The sequence below is a fragment of the Cytobacillus gottheilii genome (genome assembly GCF_001636345.1).
In the GTDB taxonomy this organism is placed as follows: domain Bacteria; phylum Bacillota; class Bacilli; order Bacillales; family Cytobacillaceae; genus Cytobacillus; species Cytobacillus gottheilii.
Window position 1 is genome coordinate 2,598,633 of sequence record NZ_KV440945.1, and the last position, 22,781, is coordinate 2,621,413.

A 22,781-nucleotide genomic window follows, 5' to 3' on the forward strand; every position below is an offset into this window, starting at 1 on the left:
GCTTTTGCATCTATTTTACTAGATATGGAGGGAGAAGTCAGTATGGGGATGGGGGCAAGGCAAAAAATAAAACCAGCTGCATCCACATAGCTGGTTTTTTTCCTTACCTATTTGTTCTACTCAACCCAACCTCGCCCTCACTCCACCTCCAAAACCGCTCTACCAATTCATCGTCTTTTGCTGTTTTAGCAATAGGAGCTTCTTTTTCATTGTAAAAATAGTGACCGTTTGTTTTCTCAACAGCCGGGCTGGTGGCAAGAAAAATGGCCGTTTTCGCACCTTCCTCTGCTGTTCTGAAAAACGGAACAAGCAGTTTAATGAAGTTTTTTCCAAATCCGGTTGTGCGATCAACGCCAAGATTTGTTGCAACGGCACCAGGGTGCAGGCTGTTGACTGTTACGTTTGTTCCTTCAAGACGCTGAGCCAGTCCGCGGGTAAACAAGACATTGGCCAGCTTTGAACGCCCATATCCTACAACGACATTGTAGCCCTTTTTAAAATATGGATCTTCAAAGTCCATCTTGCCCCATTTATGTGCGCCAGAAGAAACAACGACGATTCTGCCTTTTGCTGCTGCCTTCAAGTGATCAAGCAGTAAATTCGTTAACAGGAAATGACCAAGGTGATTGACGCCAAGCATCGCTTCAAAACCATCCTCTGTTTCCTGCCGTTTTATAGAAACCACACCAGCGTTATTTATTAAAATATCCAATTTGGAGTATTTGCTTTTAAACTCATCGCAAAATTGGCGAATATGTGATAAAGAGCTTAAATCGCATAGCATTAGCTCAATATTTCCAGAGCCGCTAGCTTTTTGGGCCTCATGAAGTGCCTGTTTTCCCTTTTCTGGATTTCTGCACACCATAATGACATAGATATTCTGTTTGGCAAGTGCAATCGTTGTTGCTAAACCCATGCCAGAATTGGCGCCAGTGACAATCGCTATTTTTTTCAAAATACATTCCCTCTTCTCTTATTTGTGCATTTTTAACCATTTCCACCTTTGGAATGCTGATAAACTTTACAACCTTTTTGCTGCAAAGCATCAATCAATGCCTGACTGTCAGCAATCGTATACCTCATCAATTCAACAGCCGGATACCCTTGTTTGCGATTATTGATTAAGTTCATCTTTCTCATTCCAGCATAGCTTTCAATAAACTTTTCTTCATTATGTAGAACAATGCCAATCATCTTATTCCATTGTCTTTTATAAAGCATCACGCCATCAATGTTTTCAAAGCCAATAAAACCGTAGCCTGGATTAATATGAATGGTTACTCCCTGATCATTTAAGGTGATCGCCGGCTTTTTTTGTCTGGATTTTCTCGTTAAAAGCAATAATAAAGAGGTTGCCAAAAAGAAAACACATAAAATAATGGTAAGTGTACGAGAAAATGTGGACATTTGATCTCCTGCTGCTGTAAAAATCAATAAGGTGATGATCCCAGCTATGCCAGTAAGAATGCCAATGATAAGCACTTCAGTATATTTGCTGTAAAAATATTGATTTTCCATGTTCCCACCTCTACTTTTTAATAAATAGTTTAACAGAAACATTGGAAATATAGAGTCAAATATGTGAGAAAAGATTGCCTTTTTTCCTTTTTTTCCTACATAATAAAGGAATAATTGGAGGGATTGAAAATGAAGAAAACAGATGTATTCTGGAATGAATACTGCAGTTTGCATCAGCTTGAGAATGTCACTTATAAAGATGCTTTTCAATTTGGTGCAGAGCCCGATTGGCTGGCAGATTTAGTTGTGGAGGGCAAGAAGACAGCTACCACCTCAGGTCATGTTTTTTATGAACTTGAAAACGAGCCCCTGCCACAAGCAGGCGAATATTCAATTGTTTTAAATAGCAGCGACGAACCTGTCGCGATTATTAAAATTGATTCCGTTGAGGTTCTGCCCATGGACGAAGTGTCTGAAGAATTTGCCTTAGCTGAAGGTGAAGGGGATTATGCATTTTGGTGGGAAGCGCATGAGAACTTTTTTAGAAATGAATTAAAAACATATAATCTCGAATTTGCACCAAATATGGTAGTTGTTTGTGAGCGTTTTACTAAAGTTTACTCGGGATAGTTTATATTTGAGATGCGTTTTGTTCCCGTCATCACACTTTTTATGGGCTGAAGGGCACTTTGACGCCCTTTAGTTCTCTTCAACAGGCTTTTTTCAGACTGACGGGCACTTTAATCACACATTGGTTCCCTTCGACACGCTTTATCCAGGCCGACGGGCACTTTGGGCGCACTTTAATGCCCGTCAACACGCTTTTTCCGAGCTGACGGGCACTTTAGACGCACTTTTGTTCCCGCCAACTCTCTTTTTCCGGTCTGACGGGCACTTTGACAGCTCCTTTGTTCCCACCACCACGCTTTTTTCAAGCCAACGGGCACTCCGAACGTTCCTTTGTTCCCACCACCACACTTCTTCCAAGCCAACGGGCACTTCCGCCACGCCTAACTCCCCATCACCGCTCTTTTCCCCACTTAAATCACAGCCATCTATCACACTTTCAACAACCCACGAAACCCGCGCGCTGCATAGTAGGAGGATGCCCCATTGTGATACAGAAACACTTGCCCAAAGCGATAGTCACAAAATAAGGCTCCCCCAAGTGAACGAACTTCTTTAGGTGTCTGCACCCAGCTTGATGTTTTCTTGTCAAACTCCCCAAGTTTCTGCAGTGCACGATACTCTTCCTCTGTTAACATTTCAATTCCCATTTCAGCTGCCACATCAATGGCATTGTTTTCTGGCTTATTCGCTTTTCTTGATTCTAATGCTTCTCGATCATAACAATAACTTCTGCGGCCTTTAGGACTTTCTTCTGAGCAGTCATAGAAGATAAACTCGCCTCCCTGTTCATCATATTCAACCACATCCGGTTCGCCGCCTGTTCTTTCCATTTCGTTCAGTGACCAGAGTTTCTCAGGCTGTGCTTCCAGTCTCGCTAGGACATTCTCCCATTTAAGGTCTTGATGGCGATGCATATTATTCTCAAACCGCGCTTTCAATGTTTGCAGTAGTTCTTCACGTTGTTCATTTAACAGCTTTTCCATGTTCATTCTCCTTTCAATTGTTTAATTTCGTCTCATGTACTATGGGGGCAATCACATCAATTCGATTCGTCCAAATTCCGCCCCGGTAATCCTCTGGCACTCTTTCTAAATCAGCCTTTTGATCAAATCCTTCTGACCAATCTCCATTTCCTGCTACTAAAATAACTCTTGTGTTGGAATCATCCATCCGATTGATAAAAGTATGAGGAAATCCCCACAGGTATGGAGCAAATTTTTCAGGGATATGAATTTGTGTGTTCTTGCATGCTTTAGGAACATAACCTGACCAGCCTAGCGCTTCGTATGATAGTAAACAGCTTTTCAATGTTTCCTTTGACATGACACGCATTTCTGGAATGATTTCCTTTAAAGCCTCAATCGGTTCATTGCCGCCATATACGGTTAATTGTTGCAGCCTATCAGCTGTATACCTAGTTGTCAGATATTCTGCTAACTTCTCTCCTTCAATTGGATCGTTGCTTTTAATATGAATTAAAAATTCCTTATCTGGAAAATGTGTCAGTACCTCTTGCAGTGTAGGCATTGGACCTAACTCCTTGCCTCGAAAAGGATATGACTTTCCATTGTCAGCTGTATAGCCATAACCGATGTCAAGCTGTCTCAGTTCTTCCATTGTATGGTCTCTGATTTTCCCGCTACCTTCTGTTCTGCACTCCAGTGTCCAATCATGAAATACGGCAAACTCGCCATCTTTTGTAAGCTGAAGGTCCAATTCAACTACATCGGCTTCTGCTTTAAAGGCTGCCTCCATTGAAGGAATGGTATTTTCCAAATATGGGTGATCAGGATTGTAGATGGTTTCTGCGGTACATGTTTCTCCCGTAATTTCATCCATTGGAAAAGTCTGTGCTAAACCACGGTGAGCTAAAAGGAGGGGATCTCCCTTTCTCTCTTCAGCAAAAAAAGAGCTATTGTTAAGGTAAACAAAGAGGATAAGTAGGATACTACATACAAGCAGACCCTTAAACCATTTTTTCATCATGATCTTCCTTTTTCTTTAAAAAAAAATCCTTCACATCTTATTCAACATGCTGGTACCTGCTCAGCCAATCTTCCAGCCTATTAAACAGCTCCTGATCAATAGGCTGATTCAGAAGACTTTTATATTCTTTCATTGCACCTAATATGGTGTGCGTGCTTTCATATTTCCGCAAAATATGATTCATATCAGGAATAATATACCACTCAGAATCTCCTTTTACCATATTTGTAATCACTTCTGCATGCTCTGGCGGAACTTGGATGTCCTTATCACCGGTAATGGCCAAAACAGGGCATGTGACTTCTTTTAAATAATCACAAACATTATAAGAAAAAGTCTCTCTTAGCCATTTCGCATTCATTCTTACTCCTTGAACCCGCATGACTGCCTTGTCAGACACAAGTATTTTATTGATGATTTTCTCATTTTGCTTTCTTGCCTTTTGTTCGGCACGAAGTAGTCTGAAAAGCAGACCTTTAAAGCCTTTTGATTGATTCATTTCTTTATAAGCCATTTCACTTTGCCTTGGAAGTAAGTCTTTAGAAGGTTCCGCAGCTCCAGCCAGTAAAATAAGACCAGACACCGGCGACTTCTTATTTACAGCTGGGGCAATTAACGCTCCTTCGCTATGCCCAAGTATAACTATTTTTTCTTTATCAACTTGAGGATGGTTTTTCAGAAAGTCTACACAGGCTGCTGCATCATCAATTAAGTCGAAAACGCCAGCCTCAAGATAGTCTCCACCGCTCTTATACGTTCCTCTTTTATCATAATGAAGTGTGACAAAGCCTTTTGAATGAATAAAATCGGCTAAATCACTATAAATATTCATCTTAAAATTTTTAATATTCCCGTCGCGATCAGCTTTCCCCGTTCCCTGAATGATTAAGACGGCTGGGAATTGATTATCTGCTTTGCTTGGGATTTTTAATGTGCCGCTTATTGGGTAAGCTCCTTGAATCGTCACTTCGCTGCTATTTGTCATCTTCCATTCTCCTCTTATTTTCCGGGATAAAAATATTGGATACCAATCTTTTTGTTCTTTCAGGTGAAGGAGATTTTTGCAAATACGTTTGATACACTTCTCTCAAATCCCTTGTAAAATCTGCAAATTCCTCATCTGAAAGATGCATAGCAACTTGCCTGTATCCTACACCGTCTCTCTGAAAATCAAGATCATCCTTCTGCAGGTATTCTTCAAAATTATGAGTAAGCTGTGCTTGAAAAATCATAAAATATTGAAGGTGGTCTTCTATTGTCAGTTCTTTTACATCATCATTTGTTATATTGGCATTTGCAATATTTAGAGAATAAACTTTTTCGATGGTCCCTCGAACCTGATTTTCCTCTGTAACCATTAAAACCTCTGATTTCACAAGTGCATCCAGCTGTCTGTATAAAGTTGCCTGAGGAATATCTTCTAATTCCTTCGTCAGCTTCTTAACTGTTTTTCCGTGCCCATCAAGAAACTTTTGTACAATTTTAAACCGGACAGGATGAAGGATGGCATCGATCTTGTTCACTTATGTTCAGCTCCTTTATTATCATTATATATAATATTATCAACTTTGATAATAAAAAGCAATAAGATGTTCATTTTAGCAAAAATGATCCTGGGACAAAACGAAATTAATCTTTTAAAGCACGAATATTCAATACCTTGAATTGGTTATTTAAACAAGCCCGTTCCATTGCACTGCGGTCCCTCGCTTTCCGCGGGGAGCAAGCAAGCCTCCTCGTCACTTCGTTCCTGCTGGGTCTCACCCTTTGCTCTTCAGCCCGCAGGAGTCGGGGGTCCTCCGCTCCATTTCACTCATGTTCATAAAATATATTTTATAATCATGAATAAAAAAACAAATGATGACTTCCTAACCTTTTTATTTAGATAAAAATTCTCTCCAAACCTCATCCTCAATCCCAAAATACCCTTCATGGGAACATGCAGCCAATATACACTGATCCTTACGATAAAACATTAAATCCTCTGGCATTTCCGGACCGATCCAGCCAAACAGAGATTGGCTGTATTCTTTTAAGAATAATTTTGTCGCATTGTTGTTCCGAAAATAATATACATATGCCTTGTTACCGTCCGTATGTCTTGTTGTTTCCCATTTGGTTTGCACTTTTCTTTCTATTAAATGCACTTTAATATCTGAGATCAATTGATCCACAAAAGCAAGACGATCTGATTCAAACTCCATCCATTGCGTACTTTCAACAAACGCGAATGTATCTGAGTGTTTAAATAGTATATCTATTAATTGTTTGTATGATTTGCCTTTAATATCTTTCATAATCATTACCATGATCATTTCCCCTAATTAATCCTTAATGCCATAAAAGAGTCTGGATGCAATTGTTCGCTTTCTATTACAATAGCGGTTAGACCTAAATCTGTTTTCGTTTCATGCCATTCATCTTTTTCCCAGAACACTGCGTCGCCTGATTGAACTTTTATGTATTCTTCCCTTTCCCCTCGTACGAAACCTTCTCCATTCATAATTAAAAGGAGCTGAGGGAGGACTGCCTGATGATAACCAATAACACCGTTCTCCTCTAGATGCATACAGCCTACATGAACAGGCTTTTCAGATTGAATAATTCGTGACATGATAAAATTAGAATCGTATTTCGTTATTTTCTTCCCCTCTTCTTTTCGAAAGCTATAAATTTTCATTTTGAACCTCCATCTTCACGAAATCTTGCCATTACATAGGTATTATAGTAGTTCCCATCTGATAGTAGTCTGTCCTTTTTTATTAAGCCTTCGATTTCAAAGCCGAGGCTTTTGTATAGGTCTATGCCTCTCGTATTCGTTTCAAGAACACCATATAATTCCAGTTTAGCTATGCCGTTGTTATCAGCCCATGCAATTGTTGCCTCCAGCAGCTTTCTTCCTACACCATATCCCCAGTAATCCTTTAAAACACCTAACCCAAACTCAGCTTTATGGACAAATCTTTTTAAATCATTGCCGGCACATCTTGAATAAGCAATTAATTTGCCATCCATTTCAGCAACTAAAAATAAAGTCCTAGGATGATTTGTATCTGATTCTATGATTTTTTCAAAACCTGTTTGGTCTATGAAATCTTCTCCCTCTTCTCTGTCCATGTTTTCGGTTTCTCCGTCAATTTTTAATCGTAACAACGATAAGTTCCTGGCATCACTGTGAACAGCTAATCTAATTTTATAGGTTAGAACTTTCTTCGTTATTAACACTATAAGCTGCACTCCTTTTATTAAGTCATTCAAAATAGTAAAAACTCCCCAAGCCAAAACTCAGGAAGTAAATTTTTTACACAAACGGATTATAAAATCGGCTGCCATCATAAAAGGTCACAACCAGGCTGATTATCAGAATCAGGGTGAACACAATAAGTGTGAGGTAATCTCCAGTCTGGAAAGCACGGGCACTGTACCATGTTCGTTTGTTGTTTTTTCCGAAGCCGCGCAGCTCCATCGCGTTGCTGATGGTTTCGATTTTATCCAGACTCGAGAGGATGAGCGGGATGATAATCGATGCAGCGTTTTTTAGGCGCTTGAACAGCTTCTCATTTTTAGACATATCAATGCCGCGGGCCTGCTGTGAGAGCGCAATGCTCTGATAATCGCGCTGTACATCCGGGATGTAGCGAAGTGCCAGGGCGACTGCATAGGAAATGCGGTAGCTGACGCCGATTTTGTTTAAGGACGCCGCAAATTCACTTGGATTTGTCGTGACGATAAACAGCAAGGCAACAGGGATTACTGTGAAATATTTTAATGTGATATTAAACTGATAAAAGATCTGCTCCAATGTGAGATTATATCTACCAAAAAAGTCTGCAATGACTGTACTGCTGCCATAGATTTTGACACCTTCCTGCGGAGAGAACAAATAAATGGCTGCATTATTTAGCAGTAAAAATACTAAAATAAACAGTAAAACAAAGGATATTTCTCTTAGTTTAATTTTAGAAACAATGAAAATCGCTATTCCTAAAACGAATAAAAAGAGCAGAATACGAGTATCATAGGTGAGCATCGCTGCAAAAGACCAGAGAATAAAGCATACCAGCTTCGTGACACCCGTTAAGCGGTGAATCGGTGTATTTCTTTCAATATAAGAGAGCATTTCTACTGCCATTTCTGCTTCGCCTCCCGATCAAAAGAAATAAAACGGCTGATAAAGTCTAATGGATTCTTTACGCCCAGACGGTTGGCGAGTTCAAATAAAGAGGTTTCTTTTAAGTTCGCATCCTGAATCAGGGCAGAATCTGTCAATACTTCAACAGCGGAAGTATCGCCTATTTTTTTTCCGTCATTGATCACAATCGCCCTTGGTGTGTATTCAAGCATCAAATGCATATCATGAGTGATCATGATGATTGTCACACCGTGCTGATTCAACTCTGATAAAAATTCCATAATCTCCGTATAATGTCGCAGGTCCTGACCAGCTGTCGGTTCATCTAAAATAATGATATCCGGATTCAATACTAAAATAGAAGCGATCGTTACTCGTTTCCGCTGTCCAAAGCTTAATGCTGAAATGGGCCAGTTTCGAAACGGATAAAGCCCACACACCTTTAATGTTTTTTCGACTCTTTCTTTTATTTCAGCTTCTGCTGCTCCCCGAATCACGAGGCCAAGTGCAACTTCATCATAAATCATATGCTTTGAGATCATATGGTTTGGATTTTGCATCACGAGGCCAATTCTTTCCGATCGCTGCTTTATGCTATCATTTGTTATATCTAATCCATTAAGAAGAATTTTACCTTCATTTGGTTTAATAAAACCGCAGATTAATTTGGACAGAGTTGATTTGCCAGCTCCGTTGCGCCCCACAATACTGACCATTTCTCCTTTTTCAATCGACAGAGAGACATTCTCAATTGTTTTCCCCCCAGAACCATAAGAAAAAGAAATGTTCTGCAGCTCGAGAATACGTTCGGATTTACTAGTAAAAGAAGCTGCTTCAAATTGGTTATACCAGCTTAATATCTGATTCCGGCATCTATTCACATCAAATGTGCTAATATGTGCTGGTTTCATATTGGCAGTCAATTCGCACCCTGCATATTTTGCCGCTTTAACATAAAGAGGTTCACGGATACTTATATCTTCAAGAATGTTGCTCGCCAGTAAAGTATCCGGGTCCATATCTGCAACAATCCGACCATCCTCCATGACAATAATCCGGTCAACATCACAATGCAGTACATCCTCTAAGCGATGCTCTATGATCACGATCGTTTTATTCATTTCTTTATGGATGCGGTCAATCAGTTCAATGGCACTTTTGCCTGTTGCAGGATCCAAATTAGCCAGCGGTTCATCAAATAGGAGAATATCAACATCATCAACCATGACACCGGCCAACGAAACCCTTTGTTTTTGTCCGCCAGATAAATGATGAATAGAAGAGGATAAATGCTCCTCCATCGCAACCATTGCTGCTGTATCTTTTACAATGGAATGCATTTCTTTTTGGTTTGTAAGACTATTTTCCAGTGAAAAAGCGATATCCTCACCCACAGTTAGTCCAATGAATTGACCGTCCGGATCCTGCAGAACGGTTCCCACCATTTTCGAGCGTGAGAAAATATCCAATGTGTTTGCATCCTGCCCCAATATATTTAAGGTACCGGCTGTATCCCCTTTATGCGAGAAGGGAATTAAACCGTTTATACAGTGGCCAATTGTGCTTTTGCCTGAACCGCTTCTCCCCACGATTAAAATCTTCTCTCCTTCTTGGATTGATAGATTAATATCCTGTAAGGTCGGTTCAATTTGACTATGATATTTAAAAGAGTAGTCTTTGAACTCAATAACTGTTTTGTTCATGTTTGTCTCCTTGCTTGTAAGAAAAGTGCAGGCTGCATCTAGTAAGCATATAGACACTTTTCAAGGTTCGTTCTACATCCAGTGACTTAAAGAGCGATTCTATGCCTTAAACGCAGACAAACGCCGCCACAAAAATTGTGGCAACGCTGACGTTCTGCATGTATTTCGCTTTCTTAAATATTTCACCGTTACATTTCTCTATGCAGGCTATTGCCTTGGCTGCGTGTTTTTCCGTACGCCACTAATAAAATCGTACCTATAATGCCAACTGTAATCATATTTGAAACTCCAGCGAACAATCCTTGGACGAATACTTTATTAGCCGGTTCGGCGTAGATCAAAATATCTAGTAAAGGAGCAACTAAGAACCAGCCAATTCCTTGAGCAAGGACTTGAACAATATTAAACGTTACAATTTTGTTTGTACCAAGTTTACCAGATTCAATGTTAATCTTCTTAGCTGCCAGACCAATTAAAAATCCTACAAGCGCCGAAACAACAACCCAGCTCCACCAAACAGATCCATATGAAATCGCATCATTTAACGCATGGCCGATAAAGCCGATTAACGCACCAGCAACTGGTCCAAAAACAATGGCCATAAGTGCTAAAAATGCATAGGACGTTTGAATCGTCGTGTTAGGAACCGGAGATGGAATAGCTGCAAATTTAGCTAAAATGATAAAAACAGCTGCCCCAATTCCGATTGCTACAATCGTTTTAATAGATAATTTCAAGAAACCCAACTCCCTTATTCTATTTTCTATTTATAAGATTTAATTATATACAAGTTTCTGAACTTTTCGTATAGAAATTTTCCAATTTGGACCGGATTGTACATGATAAGCTTTGGCAAAAGAACCTTGATTCAGGGCAACTCCAATTTTATCAAGGGAATTTACGTACAGGAGCGGTTCTCCCAAATGACTATCTGCAAATGAGCGTCCGAAAGTCATGATGTTTTTATATATCTGTCTAGTGCCATTTTCAATGACAACTTCAAATGAATCGCCATACTCAATGCTTAATTCTTTAAACAATACGCGGTCAATATTAGACCAAAGATTTCCGAAACGAATATCAAGGATATCAATATTTCCTGTTACAGAACCGTTTGAAATTACTGCTTCTTCTGCGGGTAATTCAATAACACTTGCTGGGTCTAATTCAGGTCCAACCTGTTCGTATGTTATAACCCCAGTTGCCAATCTTGCTCCAGTGAAGGCATACACATCACGGCCGTGGAATGTATAGGATTCTCCTGAGCGCGGCAGTCTGTTTACCTTTTCATCAATCAATCTTGCTTCTTTTATGCCAATATGTTTCTTAATCTGAGTCAGTGTACCGTTATCAGGTGTGACAATATAATGGTTTGACTCTGTCTTTACTACAATCGAACGTCGGTCTGTACCGACTCCTGGATCGACAACCGACACAAAGACTGTTTCTTCTGGCCAATAAGAAATCGTTTGATATAGACGATAAGCTCCGTCCCAAATGTTGTATTGCGGAATATCATGGGTCAAATCAAAAATACGGACCTTCGGATCAACTGATAACGCAACACCATACATTGCACTTACCGCTCCATCACTAATGCCAAAATCTGTTTGAATGACTAAATAATTATTCATTTTTTCTTCCTCCAATAGTTTATAAAATAAAAAACCACGTCATTATCCATTCATCGGATAAGGACGTGGTTCTAGATCACGTGGTACCACCTTACTTCACTGCATGTTAACACATTGCAGCCTCATTCAAGTACTGACATAAGTCATTATACTGTGGTGTTTGTAACGAGCACCAAATCTCGCCGGAACCTAACATGCGAATGCACTTTCAGCACGGAACTCAGAGGCCATTGTTCAGATCAGCACTTTTGCTTCTTTTCAGCTACCGAAGCTCTCTTTGTAAACTGCATAATCTTACTTTTTCTCTTCATCGTTTGTGTGAATCATTTAATTATTCGAAATATTATTGATGATTATAGAATAGAAAAATACGTTTGGCAAGTTGTTTTTACATATTTACAAACTTTTTATATTTCTAATCTGTATTTTCTAAAAAATCTTTCAGAAACCCTTCATTCCCTGTTTTCTCATAAAAATAATCAATTCCATAAAAAGAAGCAATACTCATCACAATCGTCCAGACAATAATACTGCCCGTCATCCAGATTGTGATTTGTTTGCGAGTACCCCCAAAGCTCATTGCCAGGATCACACCAAGATGGGTGCCAATTAAAATAGGGGAAACAATGGTTAAGCCAGGCAAACCATACTTTTTCCAGATACGTGCAGCACGCTGTCCTTTCTTATCTGATCCCTCTTTCCCCTTCTTCTCCTTGCGTCGCTGCAGCCAGACCTTTACGTGATCAATCAGCAGGATCAGCAGCCAAATCGTGAGAATATTCCCGGCGAATGCCAGAATGGTGACAGGAATCGCCGGCAAGCCAACAGCAATGCCTAATGGAATAACACCGACAACTTCCATAAAAGGCGTGGCTCCTAGTAAAAAAATAACCAAATAGGCAACAAACAAATTCATTCGTATCCTCCCTTGTTCTAGCCGGTAACTTGTTGTTCTTTATACTTACGAAGAAGATGAAAGATAGTTTCAGATTTTTATCTTCAACAACATCGTTACCTCTAGTAAAAAAGCTGAAACCACTGCGGCTTCAGCTTTTTTGCAAATATCTATTTCGATTTTCGCTTTCTTAATTCTTTCTTTATAGCAGGAACCACTTGCTCTTTAATGGCTTTTTTCACCTTAGGATCATCGAGCAGCTTTTTTACTTTTTTTAGAACCATGTAATAAACCTCCTCTATCACTCATCTATTCCCGATTTTTATTATTTTATAACCAAAGACCTTACTATGCTTTGCGATAGATAAAAAATTAATATTTTCTTACTCAATTTTATGTTCGCACTCCTTATCCTCTATTTATATAGTTATTATCTTATAAATTTTAGAATTTAATTGTATTTTCCTGGTATTTATATGACAATTATATCGTAAAGGCTGGGAGTCTAAATGCTCTTTGGCAAAAAATTAATCTCCTTATTTTTCAAATAAAAGGTAGGGTTGTGATTAAAATCAAAACAATGAATGTGTTTAAAGGTCTAATATTTGGTGTGGTCTTTTCAATTGCTGCTGCATTCTTATTTATGCTGTTTGGACAGACAATGGCTGGTGGAGTAACGTCCTTTTGGGGTGAAAGCTGGTTATATTTTTCTGTCTTGATTCCCTTCTCTATCACTTTTCCCATATTAAGCGTATATTTTCATAATAAAAAAAATGTGTCAAACAAAAAACTTTGGCAGATCAGCGCTATATGTGCCTTTCTTGTATCCTTATTCAGCGGAACGATCGGTGCCATTTTTGGCGAAATGATCGTAAGAGGCGGAATCGAATTCATCAACATTGAAGGGACACTTGTATGGGGTCCGATTTATGCGATCATTTTGCTGCCAGTTACGATTCCATTTGCGAGGTTATTGATAGGGTTTGTTTATAGGATGGTAAATAAGTAATCTATTAATCAATTTTTAGAATAGAATTAAACATTCTACTAAAAACACATCTAAATTCCTTAATGGGGCAAGGATGTTAAGACAATGAAGGATATAAATAAAGGTTAATAATAAAACAAAACGCTCAGAGAAAATTCAGAGCGTTTTTTCTTTACCGTCCCTAATAAATCTAAATTCGGGCGAAGCATTCTTATACGGGATGACTCACCGATCCATCATCACCTGACATCCCAACAAAATTAATAAGCAGTATGTACAATGGATATAGAATTAATCCTCCGATCGCTATTAGACCAGAGCCAGGATTAGGATAATCTCCACCATACGTTACAGGAAACAAAGTAGCGAAACTGTATACAAAAAGGACAAAGTAAGGCACCCATAGGATGACCGTCCAGTAATTTCCCTTTCTGCCATTCAGCCACTTATTGGTTAATAAATATAGAAGAATTGTACCCGCAACGATCTCAACAAGACTTATGATGCCTGACAAGGTGGTTACCATAGATATCTCCAAATTTGTTAATCTGCTAATTCTATAAACATTTAACATAAGTTCTAAAGGAACAAAGACCATAAATGCATAAATTATACTCACAACATTTAACCTTAAAAAATAGTTCAATTACGATGCCCCCAATGATGTATCATACATAATTTTCATCGATGCTGATCAATTAAAATAGGGTTCCCATCTGGGTCTTCCAGTGTAATGAATGCCGGTCCTTCTGTTGATTCATCAGCTTCTTTTATAACCCGTATTCCCTTTTCTTTCAATTCTTTTTGCAATTCACGCACATCTGTAAAATGTTCAAGATTTTCAGCATTGCCATCCCAGCCTGGATTAAAAGTCAGAAGGTTTTTCTCAAACATTCCTTGAAAAAGCCCTATCACAGTATGTTCATTTTTCATGATCAGCCAATTTTGACTTATGTCTCCTCCTAGAGTTTTAAATCCCAAAGCTTCGTAAAATTCCTTTGATACATGTATATCTTTAACATTCAAACTCACAGAAAATGCTCCAAGTTTCATCATAAAGTCTCCTTTCGCGTATTTTTTATTTATTAAGAATCCCTTCCACTTTTAACACAAAACGATCAAACTTCTCTTCTGCCTCCGCTCGGCGTGTTGCCAAACAAATTAAGGGATAGCTAGGACAAATCTGCAGTAGCTTCTGTTCCTCGACAGGCAGATAACAGTCAATTCTTACCTCCCACTCCCCTTGCTCGTTCTTATAGGCAACCGCTTTATATTCACTATTCATATCTCGATTGTAATCAATATGCCAATGACGCCCAATCAGATGTTCTTCTATCTCTTTCGCATAATCACTATATACAGTAGTGATCCAAACAAGTTCCATTTGCTCCGTTACTAAGTCGGCAGGAATAGGAGCATTACTAGGCAACTCTTCATGATCATAAACGATACCCGCAAGAAAATAAGCTAAGTCCTTTTTTGCGGTAAGAATAGCTTCCTTTTTTGTCTTGCCAAGGCTTTTATAATGCTTCCATCCCGTCTCAGGATACAATGTCGGAAAATGAACGCCATAACCTTCTTTATTTTTCATAATAAATGCTGGGTAAACCGCGCTTTCAAAAGCCATATGTACCACACCACACTATCTAAATTTACAACACAGCTGATTACTGTTTCCAGACTAGAGGAACATTTACAAGTACATAATCCCCTGTCCACATTTGAGTAGAAGCAATTAGTGTTTTATCCTTTTTTTCAAAGAAAAGACCATTGCCGTCGTAATTGCGAAATTTCCATTCTTTCTCTTGAATCATATCCTTTATTTTTTCATTGGCCATTCCTTTGTCCTTCTTAGTCATATACCATTCATTTTTTTGATCAGCGCCTATTTTTATCATATCTTTATACTGTAAAGAATCTATGACTTCTTTCTTGCTCATCGTATCAATGGGCAATGCAGGATAATAGAATTTACTATTTATAGCAATAATGAGTAAAATGATTCCTATTGTGCCAGCGATTATAAGCCATTTTTTCACACGTTCTCCCCTTTTCCAACACCACGATACTATTTCTATAACTTGGGAATAAACTCCTCCTATTGAAGAGCATAAACCTAGTTAGAAAAGTTGTTGTTTCTCTGGATCTCAACATATTATGTACAGAAAACAAACCGTTACCGAATTACACCTTAAGTTGAACCAAGAAATTCTGTCTGCAATTCTGTTTCTTTTAATGGAAATTCTACTGCATAAGCCTTTGCACTAGCTCTTGAACTCACAATCTTCGTAAATTCCTGTCCTATATAATGAAGTGCAACGCCATCATCAGCAGCAACCCCTGGTTTAATTTTGGCAGCTGAAATAAGCTGATGATATGACGGTCTTCTTTCTGCTTCTCCATCATAATGCGGACAATTGCTTCCCTGTAAAAAACCGAGACATGTCAATGGTTCCAGTCCGTCTCCATAGGAGTCCGTAACTCCTTCTTCAAACCAGCAGATCGAGCCTGCACTAATTCCAGCTAAGATGGTTCCTTGTTCCCAAGCTTCTTTCATCACCAGATCTAATCCCCATTCTTTCCATAAGACCAATAAGTTTTTTGTATTACCGCCGCCAACATAAATAATATCTTTTTCCAGTAAAAAACCTGCTAAATCCCTAGTTGGCGGTTTGAATAAGGAAAGATGAGAAGGTTCACAATTCATTTGTTCAAAAAACTGATAAAATCTTGAAGTATAACTGTCAGAGTCACCACTGGCTGTCGGAACGAAACAGATTTTAGGTTTCGATTTATTTGATTGATTCAATATGTAAGAATCTAAGAGTGGATTATCCGGTTCCATAGAGAACCCGCCTCCTCCAAGGGCGATGATTTGTTTCATTTATATCACACCTCCAGTAGATTAATAATTTACATTGCTTTGCAATTAATTATGAGAGCTGCTGTGTCTATATTTTATAGATAACCTTCCCGTCTTCTTTTCCTTTTTCACTATGTATTTGAATGTTCACTTCATTAAAATCGACCCTGCACGGTAAATGATTTTCTAAAGATTTTACCACCTTCTGATCCGGTGTCGCGTAGCCAATATTGATGTTATTCGCCAAGTAAGGTACCATATCAGAATACAAAGAATCGACCCATTCCTCGACTTCATACTCAGAATCAAAAATCATACGATCTTCTTTATAACCTCCACTTATCCAATTAACATGCTGGATGGAAATACCTCCTTACCTTTTGAATCTAGAACTTGTTAAATTTCATTTCTTTTTCCTTCTCGCCTTAATATAATATACTGGGCCAGCTACACAAATAAGCCCAATACCATTCATAATAAAGTTACCTACCTTGCCAAATTGATCCACAGTTAGAGCAAACAAGAAACTGCCAAACAAAATAAGTATTACAGAAAAAAATACTCGCATTCTTCACTCCTTCTTTTCTACCTAATTATAAAAGTGGTTTTTAACAGCACAGAAAGTGTTGATTCCTTAAATGAAAATGTAATACGATATTTATTTATTCAAGTGAACGTATTGTTAAAAAATGTTCGTTGATCCTTTTATAAATCACTCAATTATTAAAAACAGATCTGCAAATGAAAAGAGGTTAAACCATGGAAATTAGATGGAAAGTGGAAGATTTTATTTTTGATAGTCTAAGAGAAGCTGAAGTTTGAGCGCACTCGTTATCAAATCAATTAATGCTTGAGGGAATAAATGGATATCAAACACCTGACGAAAAAATTGCTTTTGCGTTAGCATTTTATCTTGCTAGTGTTCCCAAAAATATTGTTCATACTGATTATGATGGCCAAATTTATAAGGTATGGTACAGTGTAAATTTATAAAATTCACTTCTCTGCTAATCTTATATCTGACTATAAAATGAATGTTACAATGATTAAAGCCATTACAACAACAAGTAACAGAATTCCTGCACCCTTCCACCCTAAGCTTCTAACTAATTCATGGAGATTCCCACTGTATGCACTATTTATAGAATCGTTCATGATACCAGTTGGATTGGCTGCATTTCCTGCTGTCTTAACCGCTCTCTTTTTTGTTCCACTGTTTCTTCTTGGTTTTTCATCTCGACACACCTCACAATTTTTCTGAAAATCAGTTGTTTCATCTGTTTCCTTTCTCTTAACGTGTTTGAATGAGTCTAACTTACTGCAGACTGGAGATTTACTAAGCGATAGAGCGATAACAATACGACAATAAATAGGATGATCATGATTAAAGCGCCCTTCCGATCAGTAGACCAAAGCCTAATAATTCTCTTAACTAAAAGTAAAAATATAACGATGGCACTAATAATGGAAAGTAAATAATAATCTACAGAGACACTTACCCAAAAAGTGATAAAGCAAAAAACAATCAGAAGTTCAAATAGAAGCTTACTAGGATTATTTTTCATTTCTTTTTTTATCGTTTTCAGCTTTATTAAAGCGATCGATAAAAAAATTCCTATCATAATAAAAAAGCTTTCAACATTGCCATCACCGCTTTCTAAATAAGAAATGAAATACTATATCAATCAACTTAACCATTCTATCTATGGACTTCCATATTTAGAGCCATGCGGAACAGCATTCTTCCTTGCAGACAAATGCAGAAATTCTCCATCATAAAAATAGCCGTTTACACATATTTGCTAAATATTCAATTATCTTGATTATAACAGAAATATCCATAATTTTGCATAATAAAGAGCCGCCAAAGAAAGGATGGCAGCTGCAGAAAACATTATTCTTTTAACATAGAGTTAAAGCAATTTTAGTTAACAAGAGTGCTATCTCTAGATTTCTCTTTTAAAGTAATAAACAGTCCCATTCACACCAGCAAGTTCCCATCCTTCTCTGCCCAGAGTATTCAACTTCTCAGTTATGATATCTTCAAAGTTAGTACCGTTTCTTAATTGAATTTGAATATTTTCTACCATGTATTCATACCGTTTCACTTTTTGGCCTCCTCTTTTCTCTTTACTACCCTAAGCTAACTTGGAACTCCTGCTTTTGCTGATTCAAGTTACAACCAAGCAAATATAATTGAATTTGTTCTCTTTTTTCTACTAAAATTTTGTTATGTTTAAATCTCCTTGAGACAATTCTTAAAGTAGGAACAAGGATAATATTAGATATTTGTCACACCTAAATATTTTCCCAGGTACAAAAAACGATATTATAGAGTTTTCGTAAGTATACTTTTTATTACATTATAACTCGCTAAACACCGACTTCATTTCATCCGGAACAATGGTAACATTCTGAATCTCATATTCTTTATTTGGTGTTAAGTTTAACAAAACCATTTCTCCATTAGTGAATTCTAATAATTGATAGGTTTTGAAGCTTGTTCCAGAACTCATCATTTCATTAACTTTCTTTAATGTATCTTCCGGTATTGCATCTATTCTTTCCTCAGTCATAAGATTCCTTGCATCAGCATAACGTTCCATTCTAACTGCTTCTTTGAAATCAAAACCGACATCAACAGGACCTAATCTTTGCGCCTCAATATAGAAAAGAATTCCTAACGTAAGATTTAGTAATACAGACAGGACGATGATAATATTTTTTGTTTTCATACATTATTTCCCCCACTAGTCAATTCTAGATCTTTTTTATGGATATTTTGTAATAGCTATCATTAAGTGATTATATATATTATAATAATATCAGAATTTTCCAATTTAAAGAAGGAGTGACTATCTTATGAATAAAAAAACAGGCATTCTGTTCGCTATTTTGTTATTATTCTTAACAGCTTGCAGCTCCGAGACATATATTTATTCGGGTGAAACTGATAATTGGTCTGCTGAACTAAAGGTTATACAAACAAGCAACGACTTTGAGACACAAGAACTTGCATTAAGGTATGTTGGGGAAGATGTAAATAGTGTTGGAGATATTAATTATGTTGTAGAAAGTGTTGGGAATTTTTTCAGGAATGGAGCCACATTAAGTGCAAGTGGAACTCTTAGTGACAAAAGTGAGAGTAATCCAACCAATGCAAAGATAACGAAAGATACAGAAATAATCATGACAATAGAATGGAATGACAAGAAGGAAAGTTTTACTCTCGACAAGAAATAATTTGCCGCACTATATATCCTCTCTAATAATCTAAGATCAACTTAAAGAGCAGCTATCTCCATACTCACTCAGATCTTCCCCATATCTGAACATGGTTAACTTTGTGTCTTTCTTGAAAAACCTCTTAAGAAAAAAGTGTGATTTATCAAATTTGTTATTCAGTGTGGAGTAGAACCGATTATGTATAACCCCAATTATTAATGACATAAGTGCTTTTGAAAAAGTTCCTATAATAGAGGCTACTTGTTATACCATTGATCAGAATTGAATGCTTTTGGAATATCCTGTTCAATCGGGTCATCATAACCAATTTTTCAAGGGTCTCGAACTCTTTTTGACATTGATAGTTTTACTTCGCACCAAGGACAGAAGGAAATTTCTATAAATGAATCCCCTCCATCGTGGATTATTATTCTGTATTCATCAAATTTAGAAGAATAAAACATTAATTTATCAGGACAATCAAATGAATTTTCAAGTTGATTGATCATATCAGTCATAGATTCACAGCAATGTTTTTTGCTCAATTTTATATGGATGTTCAAACTTCTAGATCTTAAGATTATTCAAACATAGATTGTCTTAATTGTATTAATTAATTGAGGAATTCATTTATGGTATAATTTCCCTATAAACTATTTATAGCATGGAAATGGAATTTAAAAAAGCAATTGTACTTCGGAATGAAAAAACAAGATTTATTTGACATACAATTGATAGCCTTGATATTTCTGATAAAAGTTAGTTACATTTAAATTCGAAAAGCATTTGTTTTCATTTTTATAATGTCCTAGAACACTTACTATTCTAGTTATAAACACATAAAGAGGAGATGATAAAATGGAAGATGTCGGAAAACTAATTCAAACGCGCAAATTGGGAGTTAATGAAATGAGTATTAAAGAAGCCGAAGAGAAATTAGGTGCCATTTTTCCTGTTCAATACAAAGAACTTTTTAAATTAGTCAACAATGCAGAAATAGGCGATTGGATACTTTATCCTATTAAAGACCAGCAAAATCCAAAGAAGACTTGGGATGATATTGTAAGACAGAATACAGAAGTCCGAGAAGAATTTATGCCTAAAGAACTCATTACAATCGGGGAAGACGGATCCGGAGATAAATTATGTTTTATAGTGAACCAAGGAATCATGGGTGATGCTATTTATCTTTGGTCTCATGAAGTTGCAGCTCATGAAAAATATGCTTCTACTTTGAAGGAGTTTATCGTGTCGGTTTCAGAAGAAGAAAACGATGATGATTATGAAGACGAGTAAGTATTATTAATCAATGTTCACTAGTTGATATAAATAAGGGGGTGTCTATTTGAAGAATAAATTAAGAATCATCTGGATCATACCAAATGTGATTTGTTACTTTATGTTTATTGCCAGCTCCTTCTTTGTATTTAGCAATATTAAAGAATTAGAGGAAGTTGGCAGACTAACAATTTGGTTTATTACGTTATTATTACTCTTATTCGTCTCGTTATTTGGCAGTTATCGTATTTGGTCTTGGATTAAGGAAGGGAAGTTGTAAAAATATTACATATGATTTATAGAATGTTTTATCTAATAAAAAAAGGAAAGTAACTTGAAAAACTTGAAATAAGTGTTAGATTTATAAAAAAAGAAAGATTGTGAGATTATATGTATACTACTAGTAGAAACTTTAAATTTTTCTTCATTTTGGTAACTTTGTTTTTAGGAGGTTGCGCTGGAGCATCTGATTATGAAATCGATTTACCGGGCAAACATTCAATTATTAGAACATCAGCAAACAATATTACAATTGCACCTAAATTAGGTGAGGATGTTTGGGGTGCTGATGTTGTCCCTGCTGAAGTCATAGAGGTTGGATGGAATGAAGAATATATTATTGCAAAGCAGCGAAAAGGTAAAGAAAGCAAGAGTTTTTGGATTATCAAAATAGAAAGTGGGAAAGTAACTGGCCCTTTAAATACTGAGAACTTTATGAGTAAAAAAGAAGAATATGGTATAGATGAAGATATTTCATTAATAAAAGTCCAAGATTTAGATAAGGATTATTAATAATATATCTGGTAACCTACTGTATACCAGATGGAAGAATAAAAACTACAATACACAAAAAGCAAGACAAATGAATAGGTCACTTAAAATTAACTCTTTATGATGTCTCATTATCCCCTCTCAACTAATAAATAATAACATTCATTGAATCCTAATAGACTTTTTTATTAGTTTTATACTACATTATTTTTAGGTGATTTTTCACAATGTTAAATTTAATAACTTGGTTGCAATGAGTTTAGGAGGTAAATCAGTGATTAAAAAAATATTAATTTTTGTAATTGTTATTCCTTTCCTAAGTTTATCTTTTGTATTCATTTCAATATTCTTTCCTAGCCATATCGAGTCACCTGAAGAGGCAGAAAATGCGAAATTTGGTCTACCATTCAGATACATAGAGCAAGACCTAATTAGTTCAGGTGCAAACGATATAATTGATATAAAGGGTTTTCCTAATTATTTTGGCCTTCAAACAGATTTCTTAGATCACGATATTGACTTTAAATTCTCAAGGCTTAACTTTATCCTATCGTTTGTAACTACATACTTAATTGTTTTAATAATTGCGCTACTATTAAAATTTATTCGGAATAAGTGAACATAGAATGAGATACGAGTGAATTTTTATTACTATTTTTTTGATATAACTTAAATTCCTCATCTTCATCTAACCATTCGATTGAAAAAGATTGTTGATCTGACTGTTTAAATTGGAAGTCTTCGTAGTCACTAGTTTTAATTATTTTATTATCTTTTAAGGTTTGCTCTCCTCCACCAATACCATAACCAGTTCCTTCTAATGACCAGGTATTAACATCAATTATGCTGTTATCTTTACCGATGTATTCTATTATTATTTTACTTTGGTAATTCACATGGCCTTTACTAGTAAAAGTAGATGAAACTTTCCAATTTTCACTTTTCCCCTCATATAAATATTGTTCACTTATATGCCTACCTTTTAAAAAATCATATGCAAAAAAAACAAAGATTATAAAAGCTATGATCAAAAATATTAACTTATTTCTCTTCACCACTTTCCCTCCCTTTATAAATTATTATACAGATAAATGAGTAAATATTTATTTATATTAAAAGAATCTAAAAATAATGTTCATTATTAGGTAATCCAATAGTGCCCGGTAAGTTCCAACCCTATGATCACTTTTTCATGTTTTGTTCCAGCTTTTATTGATT

33 protein-coding genes, 1 pseudogene and 1 other annotated feature are annotated in these 22,781 nt (G+C 36.6%); of the genes and pseudogenes, 7 read left to right on the forward strand and 27 right to left on the reverse strand.

All coding sequences use genetic code 11. The annotated features are described in order from the left end of the window. Window positions 1–103: 103 nt before the first annotated feature. Together A6754_RS12515 and A6754_RS12520 are read right to left on the reverse strand one after the other, a co-directional pair. Window positions 104–958, reverse strand: a complete 855-nt coding sequence (locus tag A6754_RS12515) for an SDR family oxidoreductase (protein ID WP_156495785.1) — start codon at window positions 956–958, stop codon at window positions 104–106. A 29-nt stretch (window positions 959–987) separates the two neighbouring features. Beyond that, window positions 988–1,518, reverse strand: a complete 531-nt coding sequence (locus tag A6754_RS12520; RefSeq protein ID WP_066446003.1) for an STM3941 family protein — start codon at window positions 1,516–1,518, stop codon at window positions 988–990. Window positions 1,519–1,647: 129 nt separating this feature from the next. Between A6754_RS12520 and A6754_RS12525 the strand changes: the two genes are divergently transcribed. Continuing rightward, window positions 1,648–2,088, forward strand: a complete 441-nt coding sequence (locus A6754_RS12525) for an ASCH domain-containing protein (protein WP_066446006.1) — start codon at window positions 1,648–1,650, stop codon at window positions 2,086–2,088. A 428-nt stretch (window positions 2,089–2,516) separates the two neighbouring features. Here the strand turns inward: A6754_RS12525 and A6754_RS12535 are convergent, their stop codons facing one another. The 12 genes from A6754_RS12535 to A6754_RS12590 form a co-directional block, all read right to left on the reverse strand. Further along, entirely contained in the window at window positions 2,517–3,077 is a 561-nt protein-coding gene (locus tag A6754_RS12535) for a DUF4256 domain-containing protein (RefSeq protein ID WP_066446016.1), read from the reverse strand. Window positions 3,078–3,084: 7 nt separating this feature from the next. After that, complete coding sequence (locus A6754_RS12540) at window positions 3,085–4,074, reverse strand: glycerophosphodiester phosphodiesterase family protein (protein ID WP_066446017.1); 990 nt, start codon at window positions 4,072–4,074, stop codon at window positions 3,085–3,087. Window positions 4,075–4,111: 37 nt separating this feature from the next. Next, the gene (locus A6754_RS12545) at window positions 4,112–5,059 is read right to left on the reverse strand and encodes an alpha/beta hydrolase (protein WP_066446027.1); all 948 of its coding nucleotides are present in this window, start codon (window positions 5,057–5,059) and stop codon (window positions 4,112–4,114) included. After that, a complete protein-coding gene (locus tag A6754_RS12550; RefSeq protein ID WP_066446029.1) occupies window positions 5,049–5,597 on the reverse strand; it encodes a helix-turn-helix domain-containing protein in 549 nt (182 codons plus the stop codon). The genes A6754_RS12545 and A6754_RS12550 overlap by 11 nt, the downstream gene beginning before the upstream one ends. A gap of 354 nt (window positions 5,598–5,951) precedes the next feature. After that, window positions 5,952–6,383: a stage III sporulation protein AH gene (locus tag A6754_RS12555; protein ID WP_257297598.1), complete on the reverse strand. Its 432-nt coding sequence runs from the start codon at window positions 6,381–6,383 to the stop codon at window positions 5,952–5,954. Window positions 6,384–6,394: 11 nt separating this feature from the next. After that, complete coding sequence (locus A6754_RS12560) at window positions 6,395–6,754, reverse strand: cupin domain-containing protein (RefSeq protein WP_066446037.1); 360 nt, start codon at window positions 6,752–6,754, stop codon at window positions 6,395–6,397. Continuing rightward, window positions 6,751–7,332 carry a GNAT family N-acetyltransferase gene (locus A6754_RS12565; protein WP_257297601.1) on the reverse strand — a complete coding sequence of 194 codons (582 nt, stop codon included), beginning with the start codon at window positions 7,330–7,332 and terminating at the stop codon, window positions 6,751–6,753. Before A6754_RS12565 ends, A6754_RS12560 begins: the two co-directional genes overlap by 4 nt. 43 nt (window positions 7,333–7,375) lie before the next feature. Continuing rightward, window positions 7,376–8,206 carry an energy-coupling factor transporter transmembrane component T family protein gene (locus A6754_RS12570; RefSeq protein WP_066446040.1) on the reverse strand — a complete coding sequence of 277 codons (831 nt, stop codon included), beginning with the start codon at window positions 8,204–8,206 and terminating at the stop codon, window positions 7,376–7,378. Then, on the reverse strand, window positions 8,197–9,909 hold the full coding sequence (locus tag A6754_RS12575) for an ABC transporter ATP-binding protein (RefSeq protein ID WP_066446043.1): 1,713 nt from the start codon (window positions 9,907–9,909) through the stop codon (window positions 8,197–8,199). Before A6754_RS12575 ends, A6754_RS12570 begins: the two co-directional genes overlap by 10 nt. 188 nt (window positions 9,910–10,097) lie before the next feature. Continuing rightward, a complete protein-coding gene (locus A6754_RS12580) occupies window positions 10,098–10,646 on the reverse strand; it encodes an ECF-type riboflavin transporter substrate-binding protein (protein WP_066446046.1) in 549 nt (182 codons plus the stop codon). Window positions 10,647–10,685: 39 nt separating this feature from the next. Beyond that, window positions 10,686–11,543 carry an SAM hydrolase/SAM-dependent halogenase family protein gene (locus A6754_RS12585; protein WP_066446049.1) on the reverse strand — a complete coding sequence of 286 codons (858 nt, stop codon included), beginning with the start codon at window positions 11,541–11,543 and terminating at the stop codon, window positions 10,686–10,688. Between the two features lie 56 nt (window positions 11,544–11,599). After that, window positions 11,600–11,863 (reverse strand) — a binding site (T-box leader). A gap of 95 nt (window positions 11,864–11,958) precedes the next feature. After that, window positions 11,959–12,459 (reverse strand): small multi-drug export protein, encoded by a 501-nt coding sequence (locus tag A6754_RS12590; RefSeq protein ID WP_066446051.1) that lies wholly within the window; start codon window positions 12,457–12,459, stop codon window positions 11,959–11,961. Window positions 12,460–13,000: 541 nt separating this feature from the next. Between A6754_RS12590 and A6754_RS12595 the strand changes: the two genes are divergently transcribed. Further along, window positions 13,001–13,447 (forward strand): hypothetical protein, encoded by a 447-nt coding sequence (locus tag A6754_RS12595; RefSeq protein WP_257297609.1) that lies wholly within the window; start codon window positions 13,001–13,003, stop codon window positions 13,445–13,447. Between the two features lie 190 nt (window positions 13,448–13,637). On the opposite strand, the gene A6754_RS12600 is transcribed toward A6754_RS12595, so the two are convergent. The 11 genes from A6754_RS12600 to A6754_RS12645 all read right to left on the reverse strand — a co-directional run bounded on the left by A6754_RS12600 (window position 13,638) and on the right by A6754_RS12645 (window position 19,024). Then, the gene (locus A6754_RS12600; protein ID WP_066446057.1) at window positions 13,638–14,072 is read right to left on the reverse strand and encodes a hypothetical protein; all 435 of its coding nucleotides are present in this window, start codon (window positions 14,070–14,072) and stop codon (window positions 13,638–13,640) included. 35 nt (window positions 14,073–14,107) lie between these two features. Further along, window positions 14,108–14,479, reverse strand: coding sequence for a VOC family protein (locus A6754_RS12605; RefSeq protein WP_066446059.1), 372 nt, complete (start codon window positions 14,477–14,479; stop codon window positions 14,108–14,110). A 25-nt stretch (window positions 14,480–14,504) separates the two neighbouring features. Continuing rightward, window positions 14,505–15,053, reverse strand: coding sequence for a hypothetical protein (locus A6754_RS12610; protein ID WP_066446062.1), 549 nt, complete (start codon window positions 15,051–15,053; stop codon window positions 14,505–14,507). 40 nt (window positions 15,054–15,093) lie between these two features. Beyond that, window positions 15,094–15,465 (reverse strand): hypothetical protein, encoded by a 372-nt coding sequence (locus tag A6754_RS12615; protein WP_066446065.1) that lies wholly within the window; start codon window positions 15,463–15,465, stop codon window positions 15,094–15,096. A gap of 152 nt (window positions 15,466–15,617) precedes the next feature. After that, complete coding sequence (locus A6754_RS12620; RefSeq protein ID WP_066446067.1) at window positions 15,618–16,310, reverse strand: Type 1 glutamine amidotransferase-like domain-containing protein; 693 nt, start codon at window positions 16,308–16,310, stop codon at window positions 15,618–15,620. Between the two features lie 67 nt (window positions 16,311–16,377). Continuing rightward, a complete protein-coding gene (locus tag A6754_RS12625) occupies window positions 16,378–16,605 on the reverse strand; it encodes a hypothetical protein (RefSeq protein WP_066446070.1) in 228 nt (75 codons plus the stop codon). A gap of 87 nt (window positions 16,606–16,692) precedes the next feature. After that, window positions 16,693–16,857 carry a serine kinase gene (locus A6754_RS22795; protein ID WP_156495787.1) on the reverse strand — a complete coding sequence of 55 codons (165 nt, stop codon included), beginning with the start codon at window positions 16,855–16,857 and terminating at the stop codon, window positions 16,693–16,695. Window positions 16,858–17,312: 455 nt separating this feature from the next. Further along, complete coding sequence (locus A6754_RS12635) at window positions 17,313–17,534, reverse strand: DUF6366 family protein (protein ID WP_306806925.1); 222 nt, start codon at window positions 17,532–17,534, stop codon at window positions 17,313–17,315. Between the two features lie 65 nt (window positions 17,535–17,599). Next, window positions 17,600–17,911 carry a hypothetical protein gene (locus tag A6754_RS12640; RefSeq protein WP_066446072.1) on the reverse strand — a complete coding sequence of 104 codons (312 nt, stop codon included), beginning with the start codon at window positions 17,909–17,911 and terminating at the stop codon, window positions 17,600–17,602. A 324-nt stretch (window positions 17,912–18,235) separates the two neighbouring features. After that, window positions 18,236–18,397 carry a hypothetical protein gene (locus A6754_RS23000; protein ID WP_180320220.1) on the reverse strand — a complete coding sequence of 54 codons (162 nt, stop codon included), beginning with the start codon at window positions 18,395–18,397 and terminating at the stop codon, window positions 18,236–18,238. A gap of 255 nt (window positions 18,398–18,652) precedes the next feature. Further along, window positions 18,653–19,024, reverse strand: coding sequence for a hypothetical protein (locus A6754_RS12645; protein ID WP_066446074.1), 372 nt, complete (start codon window positions 19,022–19,024; stop codon window positions 18,653–18,655). Between the two features lie 127 nt (window positions 19,025–19,151). Here A6754_RS12645 and A6754_RS12650 point away from each other — a divergent pair, with 127 nt between their 5' ends. Then, window positions 19,152–19,532, forward strand: a complete 381-nt coding sequence (locus A6754_RS12650; RefSeq protein WP_066446077.1) for a hypothetical protein — start codon at window positions 19,152–19,154, stop codon at window positions 19,530–19,532. A gap of 239 nt (window positions 19,533–19,771) precedes the next feature. Here the strand turns inward: A6754_RS12650 and A6754_RS23405 are convergent. After that, window positions 19,772–20,077, reverse strand: a pseudogene (locus tag A6754_RS23405) (DUF6980 family protein). A 295-nt stretch (window positions 20,078–20,372) separates the two neighbouring features. Between A6754_RS23405 and A6754_RS12655 the strand changes: the two are divergent. The 4 genes from A6754_RS12655 to A6754_RS12670 all read left to right on the forward strand — a co-directional run bounded on the left by A6754_RS12655 (window position 20,373) and on the right by A6754_RS12670 (window position 22,182). After that, window positions 20,373–20,810 carry an SMI1/KNR4 family protein gene (locus tag A6754_RS12655; protein WP_066446079.1) on the forward strand — a complete coding sequence of 146 codons (438 nt, stop codon included), beginning with the start codon at window positions 20,373–20,375 and terminating at the stop codon, window positions 20,808–20,810. Between the two features lie 49 nt (window positions 20,811–20,859). After that, window positions 20,860–21,072 carry a hypothetical protein gene (locus A6754_RS12660; RefSeq protein ID WP_066446081.1) on the forward strand — a complete coding sequence of 71 codons (213 nt, stop codon included), beginning with the start codon at window positions 20,860–20,862 and terminating at the stop codon, window positions 21,070–21,072. 110 nt (window positions 21,073–21,182) lie between these two features. After that, on the forward strand, window positions 21,183–21,584 hold the full coding sequence (locus tag A6754_RS12665) for a DUF3997 domain-containing protein (protein WP_066446083.1): 402 nt from the start codon (window positions 21,183–21,185) through the stop codon (window positions 21,582–21,584). 253 nt (window positions 21,585–21,837) lie between these two features. Beyond that, on the forward strand, window positions 21,838–22,182 hold the full coding sequence (locus tag A6754_RS12670; protein WP_066446085.1) for a hypothetical protein: 345 nt from the start codon (window positions 21,838–21,840) through the stop codon (window positions 22,180–22,182). Here the strand turns inward: A6754_RS12670 and A6754_RS12675 are convergent. Continuing rightward, window positions 22,166–22,618, reverse strand: coding sequence for a hypothetical protein (locus tag A6754_RS12675; RefSeq protein WP_066446087.1), 453 nt, complete (start codon window positions 22,616–22,618; stop codon window positions 22,166–22,168). The genes A6754_RS12670 and A6754_RS12675 overlap by 17 nt on opposite strands. Window positions 22,619–22,781: the final 163 nt, after the last annotated feature.

Bases quoted from the DNA above. Each gene is read 5' to 3' on its own strand.
- A6754_RS12520 (WP_066446003.1), bottom strand. From the start codon at position 1,518: ATGGAAAATCAATATTTTTACAGCAAATATACTGAAGTGCTTATCATT.
- A6754_RS12525 (WP_066446006.1), top strand. From the start codon at position 1,648: ATGAAGAAAACAGATGTATTCTGGAATGAATACTGCAGTTTGCATCAG.
- A6754_RS12535 (WP_066446016.1), bottom strand. From the start codon at position 3,077: ATGAACATGGAAAAGCTGTTAAATGAACAACGTGAAGAACTACTGCAA.
- A6754_RS12540 (WP_066446017.1), bottom strand. From the start codon at position 4,074: ATGATGAAAAAATGGTTTAAGGGTCTGCTTGTATGTAGTATCCTACTT.
- A6754_RS12545 (WP_066446027.1), bottom strand. From the start codon at position 5,059: ATGACAAATAGCAGCGAAGTGACGATTCAAGGAGCTTACCCAATAAGC.
- A6754_RS12555 (WP_257297598.1), bottom strand. From the start codon at position 6,383: ATGGTAATGATTATGAAAGATATTAAAGGCAAATCATACAAACAATTA.
- A6754_RS12560 (WP_066446037.1), bottom strand. From the start codon at position 6,754: ATGAAAATTTATAGCTTTCGAAAAGAAGAGGGGAAGAAAATAACGAAA.
- A6754_RS12570 (WP_066446040.1), bottom strand. From the start codon at position 8,206: ATGGCAGTAGAAATGCTCTCTTATATTGAAAGAAATACACCGATTCAC.
- A6754_RS12575 (WP_066446043.1), bottom strand. From the start codon at position 9,909: ATGAACAAAACAGTTATTGAGTTCAAAGACTACTCTTTTAAATATCAT.
- A6754_RS12585 (WP_066446049.1), bottom strand. From the start codon at position 11,543: ATGAATAATTATTTAGTCATTCAAACAGATTTTGGCATTAGTGATGGA.
- A6754_RS12590 (WP_066446051.1), bottom strand. From the start codon at position 12,459: ATGAATTTGTTTGTTGCCTATTTGGTTATTTTTTTACTAGGAGCCACG.
- A6754_RS12605 (WP_066446059.1), bottom strand. From the start codon at position 14,479: ATGAAACTTGGAGCATTTTCTGTGAGTTTGAATGTTAAAGATATACAT.
- A6754_RS12610 (WP_066446062.1), bottom strand. From the start codon at position 15,053: ATGGCTTTTGAAAGCGCGGTTTACCCAGCATTTATTATGAAAAATAAA.
- A6754_RS12620 (WP_066446067.1), bottom strand. From the start codon at position 16,310: ATGAAACAAATCATCGCCCTTGGAGGAGGCGGGTTCTCTATGGAACCG.
- A6754_RS12625 (WP_066446070.1), bottom strand. From the start codon at position 16,605: ATGATTTTTGATTCTGAGTATGAAGTCGAGGAATGGGTCGATTCTTTG.
- A6754_RS22795 (WP_156495787.1), bottom strand. From the start codon at position 16,857: ATGCGAGTATTTTTTTCTGTAATACTTATTTTGTTTGGCAGTTTCTTG.
- A6754_RS12640 (WP_066446072.1), bottom strand. From the start codon at position 17,911: ATGATAGGAATTTTTTTATCGATCGCTTTAATAAAGCTGAAAACGATA.
- A6754_RS12645 (WP_066446074.1), bottom strand. From the start codon at position 19,024: ATGAAAACAAAAAATATTATCATCGTCCTGTCTGTATTACTAAATCTT.
- A6754_RS12650 (WP_066446077.1), top strand. From the start codon at position 19,152: ATGAATAAAAAAACAGGCATTCTGTTCGCTATTTTGTTATTATTCTTA.
- A6754_RS12655 (WP_066446079.1), top strand. From the start codon at position 20,373: ATGGAAGATGTCGGAAAACTAATTCAAACGCGCAAATTGGGAGTTAAT.
- A6754_RS12665 (WP_066446083.1), top strand. From the start codon at position 21,183: ATGTATACTACTAGTAGAAACTTTAAATTTTTCTTCATTTTGGTAACT.